13 protein-coding genes and 3 pseudogenes are annotated in these 13,944 nt (G+C 70.4%); 6 read left to right on the top strand and 10 right to left on the bottom strand.

Going from position 1 to position 13,944, the window contains the following annotated elements; all coding sequences use genetic code 11:
- Positions 1-63 precede the first annotated feature (63 nt).
- Together ACWIGU_RS07630 and ACWIGU_RS07625 are read left to right on the top strand one after the other, a co-directional pair.
- Positions 64-750 carry a GntR family transcriptional regulator gene (locus ACWIGU_RS07630; RefSeq protein WP_454398431.1) on the top strand — a complete coding sequence of 229 codons (687 nt, stop codon included), beginning with the start codon at positions 64-66 and terminating at the stop codon, positions 748-750.
- Between the two features lie 14 nt (positions 751-764).
- Complete coding sequence (locus ACWIGU_RS07625; protein WP_454398429.1) at positions 765-1,355, top strand: LysR family transcriptional regulator; 591 nt, start codon at positions 765-767, stop codon at positions 1,353-1,355.
- A gap of 80 nt (positions 1,356-1,435) precedes the next feature.
- On the opposite strand, the pseudogene ACWIGU_RS07620 reads toward ACWIGU_RS07625, so the two are convergent.
- From ACWIGU_RS07620 to ACWIGU_RS07605, 4 genes and pseudogenes are all read right to left on the bottom strand, one after another.
- Positions 1,436-1,888, bottom strand: a pseudogene (locus tag ACWIGU_RS07620) (TnsA-like heteromeric transposase endonuclease subunit); the annotation flags it as partial.
- 208 nt (positions 1,889-2,096) lie between these two features.
- On the bottom strand, positions 2,097-3,323 hold the full coding sequence (locus tag ACWIGU_RS07615) for a PP2C family protein-serine/threonine phosphatase (protein ID WP_454398427.1): 1,227 nt from the start codon (positions 3,321-3,323) through the stop codon (positions 2,097-2,099).
- Positions 3,324-3,667: 344 nt separating this feature from the next.
- Entirely contained in the window at positions 3,668-3,910 is a 243-nt protein-coding gene (locus ACWIGU_RS07610) for a hypothetical protein (RefSeq protein ID WP_454398425.1), read from the bottom strand.
- Between the two features lie 131 nt (positions 3,911-4,041).
- Positions 4,042-4,299 (bottom strand): annotated as a pseudogene (locus ACWIGU_RS07605) (transposase); the annotation flags it as partial.
- Between the two features lie 26 nt (positions 4,300-4,325).
- On the opposite strand from ACWIGU_RS07605, the gene ACWIGU_RS07600 reads away from it, so the two are divergent.
- Positions 4,326-4,628, top strand: coding sequence for a hypothetical protein (locus ACWIGU_RS07600; protein ID WP_454398423.1), 303 nt, complete (start codon positions 4,326-4,328; stop codon positions 4,626-4,628).
- Between the two features lie 34 nt (positions 4,629-4,662).
- Here ACWIGU_RS07600 and ACWIGU_RS07595 read toward each other — a convergent pair whose 3' ends face one another.
- Positions 4,663-5,130: a winged helix-turn-helix transcriptional regulator gene (locus ACWIGU_RS07595; RefSeq protein ID WP_454398421.1), complete on the bottom strand. Its 468-nt coding sequence runs from the start codon at positions 5,128-5,130 to the stop codon at positions 4,663-4,665.
- Positions 5,131-5,222: 92 nt separating this feature from the next.
- Between ACWIGU_RS07595 and ACWIGU_RS07590 the strand changes: the two genes are divergently transcribed.
- Entirely contained in the window at positions 5,223-5,717 is a 495-nt protein-coding gene (locus ACWIGU_RS07590; protein WP_454398419.1) for a PaaI family thioesterase, read from the top strand.
- Positions 5,718-5,862: 145 nt separating this feature from the next.
- Here the strand turns inward: ACWIGU_RS07590 and ACWIGU_RS07585 are convergent.
- Positions 5,863-6,006: pseudogene (locus tag ACWIGU_RS07585) on the bottom strand (hypothetical protein); the annotation flags it as partial.
- Between the two features lie 74 nt (positions 6,007-6,080).
- Between ACWIGU_RS07585 and ACWIGU_RS07580 the strand changes: the two are divergent.
- Positions 6,081-6,251 carry a hypothetical protein gene (locus tag ACWIGU_RS07580; protein WP_454398417.1) on the top strand — a complete coding sequence of 57 codons (171 nt, stop codon included), beginning with the start codon at positions 6,081-6,083 and terminating at the stop codon, positions 6,249-6,251.
- A 34-nt stretch (positions 6,252-6,285) separates the two neighbouring features.
- On the opposite strand, the gene ACWIGU_RS07575 is transcribed toward ACWIGU_RS07580, so the two are convergent.
- The 4 genes from ACWIGU_RS07575 to ACWIGU_RS07560 form a co-directional block, all read right to left on the bottom strand.
- A complete protein-coding gene (locus tag ACWIGU_RS07575; protein WP_454398415.1) occupies positions 6,286-9,108 on the bottom strand; it encodes a SpoIIE family protein phosphatase in 2,823 nt (940 codons plus the stop codon).
- A 352-nt stretch (positions 9,109-9,460) separates the two neighbouring features.
- Positions 9,461-9,601: an integrase core domain-containing protein gene (locus tag ACWIGU_RS07570; RefSeq protein ID WP_454398413.1), complete on the bottom strand. Its 141-nt coding sequence runs from the start codon at positions 9,599-9,601 to the stop codon at positions 9,461-9,463.
- 119 nt (positions 9,602-9,720) lie between these two features.
- Positions 9,721-10,935: a M20 family metallopeptidase gene (locus ACWIGU_RS07565; RefSeq protein WP_454398411.1), complete on the bottom strand. Its 1,215-nt coding sequence runs from the start codon at positions 10,933-10,935 to the stop codon at positions 9,721-9,723.
- Between the two features lie 443 nt (positions 10,936-11,378).
- The gene (locus ACWIGU_RS07560) at positions 11,379-12,632 is read right to left on the bottom strand and encodes an ROK family protein (RefSeq protein WP_454398409.1); all 1,254 of its coding nucleotides are present in this window, start codon (positions 12,630-12,632) and stop codon (positions 11,379-11,381) included.
- Positions 12,633-12,763: 131 nt separating this feature from the next.
- Here ACWIGU_RS07560 and ACWIGU_RS07555 point away from each other — a divergent pair, with 131 nt between their 5' ends.
- Positions 12,764-13,927, top strand: coding sequence for a Gfo/Idh/MocA family protein (locus ACWIGU_RS07555; RefSeq protein ID WP_454398407.1), 1,164 nt, complete (start codon positions 12,764-12,766; stop codon positions 13,925-13,927).
- The last annotated feature ends 17 nt before the right edge of the window (positions 13,928-13,944 follow it).

Raw genomic sequence — 13,944 nt, 5'->3', positions numbered from 1 at the left:
GCGCTGCCACGCATCCGCTGCCTGGATACTGGTGGCTCGCTACTTGGCATGGAAGGAAACCCGATGGCCGCCCAGCGCACCAGCGCCCGAACCGCCGGTCCCGCTCTGCCCACCCTCGGGGGCACGCGGAGCAGCTACCGCGAACGTGTCGTCGACGCGCTGCGTGCCGCGCTGATCGCCGGCGAGCTGCGGCCCGGCGAGGTCTACTCCGCGCCCGGTCTCGCCGCCCGCTTCGGCGTCTCCGCGACGCCCGTGCGCGAGGCCATGCTCGACCTCGCCAAGGAGGGCCTGGTCGACACGGTGCCCAACAAGGGGTTCCGGGTCACCGTGGTGTCCGACCAGCAGCTGGACGAGTACACCCACATCCGTGCGCTGATAGAGATCCCCACCACGGTGGAGCTGGCCACGAACGCGGCCCCCGCCGCCCTGGAAGCCCTGCGTCCCGTGGCCCAGGAGATCGTCGCCGCCGCTGCCGCCGGTGACCTCATCACGTACGTCGAGGCGGACCTGCGCTTCCACCTCGAACTGCTCGCCCTCGCGGGCAACGCCCACCTCGTCCAGGTCGTCGGAGATCTGCGCCGACGCTCCCGCCTGTACGGCCTCACCTCGCTCGTCGAGGAGGAGAAGCTTCAGGCCTCCGCCGAGGAACATCTCGAGATCCTCGACGCACTTCTCGCCCGCGACGAGGAGGCGGTCCGCGCGGTCATGACCCGGCACATCGGACACATCCGGAGCCTGTGGGCGGAGTAGCGGACGGTCACCGCATGCCCCAACCTGTCCTCGACATCGTGGCCCTGCGCAGCCTGACCGCGATAGCCGACTGCGGCGGCTTCCACCGCGCGGCCCGCGCCCCGGCGCTGAGCCAGTCCGCGGTCAGCCAGCATGTGCGCCCCGGCTGCCGGGTCCGCTTCCGCATCGACCGCTCGGCGCGCCTCGTCGAGACCGTGGAGCGCGGCAGCGTGACCGTCGCGGTGTACGTCACCGAGGCCGCCGCCACCGAGGGCACCCCCGTCGACGGGCTGCCGCTGACCTGGCACGCCGCGCCCGCTCCGGTTCCGCTGGTGGCCATCGAGGACCCGTGCGCGATCCGCCGCCGGGCCATCGCCACCCTCGCCGCGCACGGCGTCGCGGCCGTCGTCGGCGACGCCGGCTATCTGGCCGGCGTCCTCGACATCGCCCGCACCGGCCAGGGCGTCGCCCTGCTCGCCGCGGTCGGCCCCGCCCCGGACGGCCTCAGCCCGTACGGCGGGCTGCCCCCGGTCACCCCGATCCCGATGAGCGCACTGGCCCGCCCCGGCACGGACCCGGCGACGGACGCGGCCGCCTTCGACGCCGTACGGGATCTGCTGCGCTGAGTGAGCCGCGCACCCGGCGTGACCACCACCGACCGAATCAAACCCCTCCCGGCGGGACACTGACCGCATGTGGCGACGTCCTCGCGGAAACACCGCAGGCGGCGGTAACGAGACAGCCAACGGGCGTTGGCCGTCAGCACAGGTGAGGGAGTCCCGACCCGTCCGAACTTCCAGCCGGACCGAAGGCAAGCCCGGCGAGTCACCTCGAAGGTCGCCGCATCCTGGGGCCCGACCCGCTCATCCGCCCGGACACCGACGACCACGGCAGACCCGTCTCGGCGGTGTACGAAGTAGTCCGGCGCGTTTCGGCGTTCGCGTTCCCCGTCGTGCCAGTGCAGCCAGAACGGCTGAGGGGCCATGCCCGTCCCCAACGGATCGAAGCCCGACAGGATCAGGCGGTCCCGCTCCAGCCGCGACTCGTAGCCCACATGTCGATCCACCGTCGCTGCCCAGTACCAGCCGGAAAAGTGACGATCCCCGCGCGACCACCGGAACGGACGCACGGGCTGTAAGTCCTCGAACCTCTCGGTCACGCACGACCGCAGTGAGCGACGCCGGCGCAGAACGTCTCCGGGCCGGAATCCCTGTCAAGGGGCTCGATTGGATGACAGGGGACATCACATACCGCCCTCTTAGCGATCAGACGGCTCGAAACGTCGATGCGAACTGACAACGCTGGGCCCTGGGTCGTCGCCCGCGTGGGCGGCGCCGGCCGGTGCGGATTCGGTTGACGTCGAGTGATCAGTCAAGGACAGCGAGGTGGTCGGCGGCGCCGCCTTGCCACTCGATCATGAACAGGGTGGCGTCGTCGCTGGTGTGCCCGCCCCGTTCCGTCTTCAGCGTGTGAGAGAGCCAAGTCAGATCCGCCCGCACCCCGCCTGACGACTCCTCCGCCAGGCGGTCGACGCACTGGATGAGGCGCTCCTCACCGAACGGCTCCTCGCCGGTGAGGTGTTCCTCGATGATGCCGTCGGTGTAGCACAGCACCCGGTCGCCTGGCTGGAGCATGTGCTGTCTGAGCCGGGGCTGCTCACCGCCGAAGCCGACGGGCAGCGTTGTTGCGCTCTCCAGCTGCCGCACGACCCGGCCATCGCGGATCAGCAGCGGCGCGGGGTGGCCCGCGTTGACCAGCTCCAGCTCACCGGTGGCGATGTTGAGGTGCATCAGCTGCGCCGTGACGAAGTGGTCGGGCCCGAACTGCCGGGAGATGGCATCGTCCATGTACCCGTACTTCTCCTCCAGGCTGACGAACACGCGCCGGGCGTGCCGGTAGGCGCCGATGGCGACGGTCGCCATCGCGGCGGCGTCCAGGCCGTGGCCCATCGCGTCGATCACGGCCGCGTGCAGGATGTTTTCGTTGAGCGCGTAGTCGAAGCTGTCGCCGGCGACGCGGTAGGCGGGCTCCAGGATGCCGGCCACCGCGACCTGCGGAACGGTCATCGTCAGCGGCGGCAGCAGGCTCCACTGGATTTCCGCGGACACGCTCATCGGCTCCCGGCGCCGGGCCAGGAAGAACTGGTCGGTGTAGGAGTTCTTGGTGATCAGCATGTCGGCGACCAGGCCGGAGAGCCGGCGCAGCAGGCGCCGGTCGTCGTCGCTGACAGTATCCAGGGTCAAGGCCATCACACCGACCTGGTCGCTGCCGTCCAGCAGCGGCAGATACATCCGCACGCCGCCGTCGGCCTGCGGTACTTCGACGACGTCCGCGCGCAGGAAGGTCCGGCCGGCGGGGGAGCCGACCACCGGCTGGGGCTGGCCGACGTGCAGCTTCCTGCCCGGCAGCGGCACCAGGAACTCCTGCGCGTAGTCCTGGAGCAGGATGGAGACGTCACGGCCGCCAAACCTGGCCACCTCCTCCGCGATCAGCGGGGCGATCAACTGCGGCGGCATCAGCCGTGCCCTGTCCAGCAGCACGCCGAGCAGCCGCTCGCCGAAACCCTCCGACCGGTCCACGCTCTCCTCAGCCATGACCCGTCTCGCCACCTCCTCCCGCCACCCATGCCGCTCACCGCCTTCGCACAAGATGACCTGAAGAGACGCCTGAACGACCCATTACGCCATGCGCGGCATGTCAGATGTCGCCGCACGCTGTCCGCCAGAAGTGATCAGGACGCCCGGGGCAGCGAAGAAGTCGGCACGGCTGCAGACGCGTCCCGGCCGCGGGCCAGGCCCCTGGTCGTCACGGTGATCGCGGCCCCAGGGGCGCACTCAGCCTGTGGCAACCCTGGGTCCGCGCTGCCCGTGCCGGCGAGTCGGTAGGACAGCCGACCTGGACGCCTGGGGCGAATGGGTCTGATGCAAGTCTGGGCACGTCAGGCTGTCACCCGATCGTGCAGCGGACCCGGCCGGTCCAGGCCGTAATGGTGGCGGATCGCGTCGCGCTGCTCGGCGCCGACCAGTGCGTGGGAGCCGACAATCGCTTTCACCGGGTCGCCCGGCACCAGTTGGAAGACGATGAAGGCGCAGGTGGCCGCCGCCCAGACGACCAGGAGCGCGGAGCCGAGCCGGGTGGCGGCGTGGCGCAGCCCGAGCGGGGTGCGCTTCGGCGGTGTCATCGGCCCTCCACCCAGGCGCCGTAGAACTCCGGCCACGCCGAGATCGACATCCGCAAACCGTGCACCTTCTTGCTGAAGCCGACGACGGAGGTGTTCACGTAGGCGGGGACGACGGCGGCCTGACGGAGCGTCCAGCGCTGCAGCGCGATGCGACGGTGGCATATCAGGGTTGCTGCGATGGCGGTGAAGGCGAGGAAGTGCCCGGGCTTGCGTTCGTAGCGGCGGTGGAGACGTCGGCACCTTGACAGCCAGGACATCGTGCGTTCCACGACCCAGCGATGCCGGCCCAGCCGTTGCGAGGACTCGACGCCCTTGCGGGCGATGCGGTGTCTGATCCCGCGCGCCGCGAGCCATCGGCGCAGGTGCCGATAGGCGTAGCCGTTTTCCGCTACCACGCCCCCACCGACTGGAGGCCTTGGTAGGCAACCGCGAGATCGGCAGCCTCGAACAGCCCGACCAGGACCGATTGCTCGCCCGCCGCAGCGACTACGAGTGCCGCTTCCGCGAACTGATCGGGCGAGGCATGGCCGAGCGCGCATTCGGGGTGCAGTCGGCCAGGATCGCCTCCTACTCGATCCTCGACTTGGGCATCGGCGTGGCCAGTTGGTTCCGCGAGGGAGGGGAGTTCACCGCCGGTCAACTCGCTTACCAGTACGGCGACATCGCGCTACGCATCGTGGGCGTGCGCACCCCGGACGTGTCGGGCGGCGACCAGTAGTACGTCGTCGGGCGGCGGAGGCCGCTCGTGGGCGTCAGGCGCGGGGGCGGGCCGCCGGGCCGGGCCGCGCTGTGACGTCGGCGGGGGACAGGGCGGTGTGCCCCTGATCGCACTCGACCGCCACGCGCGCCGGGGCTCCGCACTCCGCGTGCCGCAGGTCGATGACCGGCCCCTGCTCCTCACCCGTGTGTGCCTCGCCCCACTGCTTCAATGCCACCAGGACCGGCCACAGGTCCCAGCCCTTGCGGGTCACCCGGTACTCGCGGCGGGAGCGGCTGCCGGGTTCCTGGTACGGCACGGATCTCAGGATGCCGGCCGCGGTCAGCTTCCGCAGACGGTTGCTGAGGAGCGCCTCCGACAGGCCGATGTGGCGGCGGAAGTCGTCGAAGCGGCGGACGCCGTTGCAGGCATCGCGCAGGATCAGCAGCGTCCACTTCTCCCCGACCACGTCGAGTGTGAGCTGGACCGGACAGTTCTCCGTGCTCGTCTCAAGCCACTCCATCCCCCCATCCTAGAACCCTGACTTCATGATTGACAGCCAGATGGTCCAGGGCTAACTTCAAGTTGCAAAGTCAGATCGGGAGGAGCGGGGCTGTGGGACGGACACGCACGTATGAGTGGGAGGACCCCGCGCTCACGGCAGCCGCCGTGGGGCGGTCCTCCGGCCTGGACTTCTTGCGCGAGATGCAGGCAGGACGGCTGCCCGCGGCGCCGGTGAGCGCGACCGTCGACTTCCGCCTCGACGAGGTGGAGAAGGGGCGCGCGGTGTTTTCGCTGGTCCCCGGGGAGGAGCACTACAACCCCATCGGCAGCGTGCACGGCGGGATCTACGCGACCCTGCTCGACTCGGCGGCCGGCTGCGCCGTCCAGTCGACGCTGCCCCAGGGTGTCGCGTACACCTCGCTCGACCTGACCGTGAAGTTCCTGCGGCGGATCACCGTGGACACCGGCAGGGTCCGCGCCATCGGCACGGTCGTGAGCAGCGGCCGCCAAACCGCCCTCGCGCAGGCCCGGTTGGTCGACGCGACGGACCGTGTGCTCGCCCACGCCACCAGCACGTGCATGCTGTTCCCGCTGCCGGCCGGGTGAACCGGGTCAGCCGCGTGAACCGGGCCACCTGAGCGCGACGCCTGACGCAAGCCTGCCACCGGCAGTGTCGCGGGTCCGGCGCAGCCGAGGGCGCGAGCCGCGGCGCGGGCGGCGAGGAACGTGCGGCCGGGTCGAGGGCCGCGGGCAGGTTCCGCAGCAGGGGTGAGGGCGCCGGGTCGGCCGGGTCCGGGATGACGTCGAGGCCGCCGTCGGGGCGGGCAGCGGCATGGAACGCGCCCCAGTGCGAGCTGTGCGGACGCAGCACGGTCCGCTCGGCGCCCCCGGTCATGCTGGGCTCGCCTCGCCCGCGACCGAACCGAGGCTGAGCATCAAGCGGTTCGCCCAGCCGAAGAAGGACGCACAGTGCATGAGGTCGATGAGGGAGAGGTCGTCGAGGCCTTCGGAACCGAACTCGCGCAGGGCCTGCACATCGGCGTCGACCGCGGAGACCGGGACGGTGGCAAGGCCCGCGGCGAGGCGGATGATCAGCTTCCAGCGGCGGCCGAGGACCGCGGAGCAGCCCTCGGCGAGTAGCCGGGCGACAGCGTCCGGGGCCTTTGGGGCCGGGTCAAGTTGACAGGGTGGGATCGTCGAACTGGTCGAGAAGGGCTTCGGTGAGTGTGTCGCTCATTGTGGCAGTGACGACGCCGTTGTGTGGTGATAGTTCGGCCCAAATGACTTTGCCACCCGGTGTGTACCGCGTGCCCCACCGCTGGGCGAACTGCGCCACCAAGAACAGCCCACGTCCACCCTCATCCGTTGTCGCTGCCCTCCGCACACGTGGCGAGGTGCTGGACCCGTCCGACACCTCGCACATCAGGCTGCGGTAGTGCAACAGCCGCACCCTGATCGGTGGCGAGCCGTATCGGACCGCATTGGTGATCAACTCGCTGAGGATGAGTTCCGTGGTGAACCCGATGTCCCCCAGCCCCCACGCCTGCAGTTGCGCCCCGCACTCCGTACGGACCGGGGCCACCGCCGCCGGATCCGGCGAAACCTCCCAGTGCGCCACCCTCGACGGCTCGAGCAGCCGGGTGCGGGCCACCAGCAGCGCGATGTCATCGGCCGGGTGCGCCGGCAGCATCGCGTCGATCGCCGCCTGGCACGTCTCCTCCGGAGTGCGCTCCGCCCCCTCCAGAGCCCGGCGCAGCAGGTCCAGCCCGGTGTCGATGTCCCGGTCGCGGTTCTCGATCAGCCCGTCGGTGTACAGCACAAGTCGTGAGTCCTCGGGCAGGTGCAGCTCGATGGTTTCGAAGGGGTGGCTGCCCAGGCCGAGAGGTGGCGAAGCAGGCACTTCCGGATAGGTGACGGTCCCGTCCGGATGCACCACCGCCGGGCCCGGGTGTCCTGCTCGCGCCATCGTGCACACTCCCGTGACCGAGTCGTAGATCGCGTACAGGCAGGTCGCCCCCGTGACCGCTTCGGCGTGACTCTGCGGGTCGTCGCCGTTGCTCTCGTCGCTGTCGATGCGGCTGACCAGGTCGTCCAGGTGTCCGAGCAGTTCGTCCGGCGGCAGGTCCAGGGCGGAGAAATTGTGTACCGCTGTGCGCAGGCGCCCCATCGTCGCCGACGCGTGCAGTCCGTGGCCGACCACGTCGCCGACCACCAGCGCCACCCGGGCGCCCGGCAGCGGGATGACGTCGAACCAGTCCCCGCCCACCCCGGCTTCGGCCGGCAGGTACCGCCAGGCCACATCCAATGCGTCCAGGTCCGGTACCCCCTGCGGCAGCAGACTCCGCTGCAGGGTCACCGCCATCGTGTGCTCACGGGTGAAGCGGCGGGCGTTGTCGATGGCCACCGCCGCCCTCGCCGCCAGTTCCTCCGCGAGGGAGACGTCTCCTTCCTTGAACGGCGGCGAATCCCCCGTGCGCCAGAAGTTCGTCGTCCCCAGCACCACACCACGCGCCTGGAGAGGCGCCGTCACCAGCGAGTGCACCCCGCGCTCCAAGGCCCTGCCGGCCCCGTCAGGGTCCTGTTCCCGCCACCCCCCAGCCTGTCGCAGGTCGTCCTCCAGCACTGCCCGGCCTGTCTCCAGGGCCCGCGCCTGCGGAGTCGTCGGCGAGTAGGTGATCAGCTCTCCGACCGGGTAGATCCCCTCCCGTTCCTGGTACGCCTCGCTGATTGCCGTACGGCGCATACTCGCCGTCCTGGCTGGCTCCTCGCCCCGCTCCACCGACTCCAGCAGATCGACGGTGACGATGTCGGCAAACCGCGGGGTCGCCACATCCGCCAGCTCTTGCGCGGTGCGCACCACGTCCAGCGTGGTACCGATCCGTACCCCCGCGTCGTACAGGAGCGTCAGCCGCTCTCGCGCCACCGCCGCCCGTCCGGTGACCGCCGCCAGCTCTGTGGCGTCCCGCAACGTCACCGCCCAGCCGGCCGGACCGCCGTACGGGGCGGTGGGTCGCATGCTGACCGCCAGCAAGCGGTCCCCCGCGCGATGCACCTCATCTGTGGTCGGCTCACCCGACGCCAGCAGCCGCGCCGTATCCGCATCCAACTTCAGTTCTGCCACCTGCCGCTGTTCCGCATCCGCCGGTAGCTCCAGCAGCCGCCGCGCCTCGTCGTTGGCCAGCATCAGCCGCCCGTCGGCACTGATGATCAGTACCCCCTCCCGGACCGCGTGCAGCACCGCGTGATGGTGCTCGTACATCCGCGTCATCTCCGCCGGGCCCAGACCGTGCGTCTGCCCACTCAACCGCCTGGCCACCCATGCCGTCCCGAGAGTGGACAAGGCGAGCGCGGCCGCCCCGGTACCGAAAATGATCGGCATTTGGCGTGCCGACAGGGCGGTCACCTTGTGGACCTTGATCCCCGCGGACACCAGGCCGACGACCGAGCCGCGGTCATCGGTCACCGGCACCACCGCCTGGATGACCGGCCCGCTGCCCTCGGGCTGGGGCAGCCCGCGGGCGCGCTCGATGGTGGTGCGGCCTTCCAGGGACGGTTTGATGGTTCCGATGAACTTCTTCCCGATCCGTCGAGGGTCGGGGTGCGTATAGCGAATTCCGTTGGTGTCCATGACAACGATGAAGGTCACGCCCGCCCTCTCACGAGCTGCTTCGGCACGCGGCTGCAGCACGGCCGTCGGATCACCGCTCTTCAATGCCTGGACTGTGCCCGGGGCGTTCGCGAACGTCTCCGCTGCGGTCAGAGACTGGCGCGCGGCTTCCCGCGTACTGTCGCGCCCCGCCTGGAGCACCAAGGCCATCACCGCGGCCGCCACCAGCAGCACCACGATCACGAGCTGCATCACGAACACTTGCCCGGCGGCGGTGCGCAGATTCAGCAAAGAGCGCAGCCCCGAGCCCGCGGACTCGTCTCGGTTACGCGCGAGGTCAGCGAAGAGACGAGGCGTCTCATGGCGCTTTAGGCGAGAAAATCCCTTCATATCCGATTTCTAGCACTGTTTTCGGCCCCGCTGTGGGGCGCCCAGGCAGGGGTGTGACCGAGATATGCCTCGTCAAAGGCAAGTGAGATGATCTTGAAGCCTTGAGTGGCCCACCAATTCGGTCGTCGGCGTTGCCGTCGGCTTCGGGGAGGAGGCGGTAGACGGTGGCGCCGAGGGGCGCTCGCTTTTGTTCTCGCCCGAGGGGATGACGAGCTTGCTCGCGATCAGTGGGACAGGGACACCCTGGGCGCGCAGGGCGCGAGTGTCATCGGCCCTGTCGTTGTCGACGACCTTGGGCCTGTGCCGCTCGAAAATACGATTCGGTGCTGTGCGCCGCGGCGAGGCCGTTCGGTCAGGCGGTTCCGTTGTAGTGCCGGATGTACTGGGCCAGGACTGCTCGGGCGTAGGCCTCGTTGCAGATCAAGATCCGGTCGAGGAGCTCGCGGCGTAGGGTGCCCACGACTCGCTCGCAGATCGCGTAGGCGGCTTCCACGTCCCCTTGCCGAACAGCGGGCGCCGGAGGGCAGGCGGCCAAGGCCGTGCGGCGTCGCCCCGGATCCGGAAATGGACAGCGGTGATCTCGCTCGACGGCCTCCCATGTCGCCGGCTTGGTCAGACGCGTACGCCTTCGACGAAGGCGGACTTGACCTCGGTGACGACGTCGGCCGAGCGGAACAGTGCACTCCCGGTCATGGCCAGCATGAGGGCCCCGTCGAGGACGGCCTGGTCGCCGTGTTCGCCGCCGGCCAGATCTGTTGCCGTGCGGCTGTGCATGGTGAGGCCGGGGACGATCTCGATGTTCGGGTGGATCGAGGGGACGACCTGGCTCACGTTGCCCATGTCGGTGGAGCCGGGGTAGACCTCGGCGCGGTGCGGCTCGGTGGTGCGGCCGAGGGCCCGGTAGGCGTCGTCGACGAGGCGTTCGAGGACCGGGTTGGGCTGGATGGAGAGGTAGGGCGGGTCGGGGTGTTCGATGTGGATGTCGACGCCGGTGGCCAGGGCCGCGCCTCGCGCGCAGTTCTCCACCCGTGGCCTGAGGTCCTCGAGGAGGACGCGGGGGTCCTCGCAGCGCACGCTGAGTTCGACGACCGCGCGCTCGGGGATGATGTTGTGGGCCTCGCCGCCCTCCTTGATGATCGCGTGGATCCGGGTGTCCGGCGTGACCTGCTGGCGCAGCAGGCCGATGGCGTTGTATGTGAGGACCGCCGCGTCCAGGGCGTTGATGCCGGTGTGCGGGCTGACCGCAGCGTGTGCGGCGCGTCCGGTGAAGGTGACGTTCATGCTCGCGCGGCTGAGGGTGCGCATCGCCGCCAGGTTCTCCCCGGAGGGGTGCAGCATGACGGCCGCGTCTACGCCGTCGAGGATTCCGTCGTCGATGAGGGGGACCTTGCCGCCGCCGCCTTCCTCGCCCGGGCTGCCGACGACAAGCAGCCGCCCGCCGAGTGAAGAGTCCTGTTCCAGAAGGGACTTGAGCAGGAGGCCGGCACCGAGTCCTGCGGCGGCGATGATGTTGTGCCCGCAGCCGTGGCCGATTCCGGGCAGTGCGTCGTACTCGCAGAAGACGGCCACCGTGGGGCCGGGACTGCCGGTTTCGTGCACCCCGAGGAACGCCGTCTCCAGGCCGGCGACCGGACTCCGTACCTCGAAGCCGTGCTGCTTCAGCTGCTCACACAGCAGCTGGCAGGCGTGGAACTCCTCGAACCTGGTCTCGGGGCGCTCGTGGATGCGGTGGCTGGTGTCCAGGAGCAACGAGCGTAGCTCGCCGGCCCGTTCCCGCAGCGCGGCACGGTCTGCTGCAGATATCTCGGCCTCGTCCTTCGACGCCACGGCGCCCTCCCTCTCTCAATCGAGCTCATGCAGGCTCACGGCTCACGCTGATTCCGTGTGATCGTGTCTCCGCTCGTATTGCGCCACCAGGAGCCTGGTCCGGTGAGCGGAACGCGCCCCTGGTGGACTGCCGTGACGCACACCACTCTTCCCGCAACCTCGCCGGATGCCGGAAGGAAGTCATGGTGAGTACGGAGTCCGTGCCGACCGCCCATAGTCCTGTCGTTCTACGGCTACGGGGCGCCGTCCGCGTTCCCCTTGTCCTGGGCCTCGTGACGGGGACACCTTGCCCGCGGCCTGGTGGTGCTCTGGCTGCTGTCGATCCTGACCTTCTGTCTGGTGCAGGCGCTGCCGGGATGGCCGGTGGACGTGCTGGCCGGGCCGTACAGCGACGCGGCGTGAGCGGCCCGCTCCCGGCCGGCTCCTCAGGGCGTCGCCCCTTGTCACGGCGTCGCCCCGAGGAGCCGGCCCACCCCCTCCCGGCTGAACGTCTCCTGGACCGCGAGCACGACTGCGCCGATCAGGCCGGCTCGCGCGCCCAACTGGCTGGTCGTGATGACCAGTTTGCGGGTGGCCAGGGAAAGGGCGCGCCGGTAGACCACCGCGCGGATCGACGCGAGGAGTTCGTCGCAGGCGTCGGCGACCGGGCCGCTGAGCACGAGGGTGCGCGGGTTGAAGGCGAGGACCAGCATGGCCACCACCTCGCCGATCTCCACGCCTGCCCGGCCCACCTCGTGCAGGGCCTGGGCGTCGCCGTTGGCCAGACGTTCGCAGAGCAGCCGCAGGCCGTGGGCGGGATCGTCCGGAGTGTGTTCCGGCATGTCCAGTGCGGCGAGGATTGCCCGGCAGGAGGCGACGGCCTCCAGGCAGCCCGTCTTGCCGCAGGCGCACAGCACCTCGTCATGACCCGGCACGCGAGTGTGCCCGACGTCGCCCGCCGCGCCGTCCGCACCCCGGTGCACGGTGCCTTCCGCGGTGACCAGGCCGGCGCCGATGCCGGTGCCGACGCTCAGGCAGAGCAGCGGGACGTCGCCGGCGGTGCCCCGTTCGGCCTCGCCAAGGGCCATCAGGTTGACGTCGTTGTCGACGAGGGTGGGTGCGCCGAGGAGTTCCGTCATACGGGCGGCGACCGGAAAGCCGTCCCAGCCCGGCATGATCGGAGGGCGGACCGGGCAGCCCCGGACGAAGTCCACCGGGGCGGGCAAGCCGACCACCACCTGCCGCACCGGACTGCCGGTGCGGCCGTGCCCGGTCAGCAGCGTGCGGACGCGTTCGGCGACGGCCGGGAGGAGGGTGTCAGGTCCCGTCTCCACCCGCAGGTCGAGGGTGTCGTGGGCGATCAGGCCACCGTTGAGGTCGGTGACCGCAACGCCGGTTGCCTCGGGGGAGACGAACACCACGGCGAGTGTGCCGGCCTCCGGGCTGATGGTGAGAGTGCGCGGCGGCCGTCCCCGCACCGACTGGCCCACGACGGTCTCGGTGATGATGCCGCGCCGCAGCAGCTCGTCGATCTGCTGGCCGACCGTGGAACGGGCGAGCCCCGACCGCCGGGCGATCTCGGCCCGGCTCGCCGCCTCGCTCCGCGCGACCAGCGTCAGAACGGTGCGCAGCGCCTCCGGAACCGGCTGGTCCGGCGTGCCCGGCGGAGCGGGGCGGGCGGACGGGACAGCCGGACGATGCTCGCGTTCTTTATGCATGACAACAAATTAAAGAAGGCATCTTGTGGCCGTCCAGAGCCTGAACAAAGCTCTCCAAGCAACGGATCGACCAGGTAAACGTCGAGAGACGACGTAAACCACACGCAATTGATGAACCACGGAGGCTCAGCATGACGACACCGCATCCTCGATCAGCCATCGTCGGCACAGGGATGATCAGCGCCGTCCATGCTCGGGCCGTCCGCGCCGCCGGCGGCGTGCTGCACGGCGTCCTCGGTTCCTCCGCGGCCCGCAGCACCCAGGCCGCCGCCGACCTGGACGCGCCCCACGCCTACCCGGACCTGGACGCCCTGCTCGCCGACGACGCGGTCGACATCGTGCACCTGTGCACCCCGAACACGCTCCACGCCCGGCAGGCCCTGAACGTGCTCGCCGCCGGGAAACACCTGATCTGCGAGAAGCCCCTGGCGACCTCGGTGGACGACGCCGAACGCGTCGTCGAGGCCGCCCGGGCGGCGGACCGCCTTGTGGCCGTTCCCTTCGTCTACCGCTACCACCCGATGGTGCGTGAGATCCGAGCCCGCCGGCAGGCCGGCGAGTTCGGCAACTGGCAGCTGCTGCACGGGAGTTATCTGCAGGACTGGATGCTTCCCCCCGACACTGCCACCTGGCGCGCCGACCCTGCCGCGAGCGGACCCTCCCGCGCCTTCGCCGACATCGGCTCGCACTGGTGCGACCTGGTCGAGTGGACGGCGGGTGTCGAGTTCACTGGGGTCATCGCCCGCCTCGCGACCACCGTCGCGCAGCGCCCGACGGGCAGTTCGGCCAGCTTCGGCGGACCGGAACGGCAGGGGGCCGTACCGCTCGAGCGCGCCGCTGTCAGCACCGAGGACGCAGCTGTGCTGTTGCTGCGCACCGGCGACGGCGTCCTGGCGAACCTGACCGTCTCCCAGGTGTCCGCGGGGCGCAAGAACCGCCTCTGGTTCGAGCTCGACGGCGGCCGGGCCAGCGCCGTCTTCGACCAGGAGGAGCCGGAGCGCGTCTGGCTGGGCGGCCTGGACGGCGCCCGCATCCTGGTCCGCGACCCCGGGCAGGGCAGCGTCGCACAGCGCCGGCTCGCGCACCTCCCGGCCGGCCACGCCCAGGGCTACGCCGACTGCTTCACCGCCTTTACCCGGGACGTCCACCAGGTTGTCGCGGGCGAGGGCCTGCCGGATGGGCTGCCCACCGCCGCCGACGGCCTGCGCTCGGCCAGGCTCGTCGAGACGGTCCTGAACTCGGCCGCTACAGACACCTGGACGAACGTCGGCCGCGGGGCCCTCGCCGTTGCCTGAAACCTCCCCTTCCCCAT

This window comes from Streptomyces sp. NPDC055400, assembly GCF_053644375.1.
The sequence above is the reverse complement of the archived record's forward strand: the minus strand, read 5'-3'. Positions and strand labels throughout refer to the sequence as shown.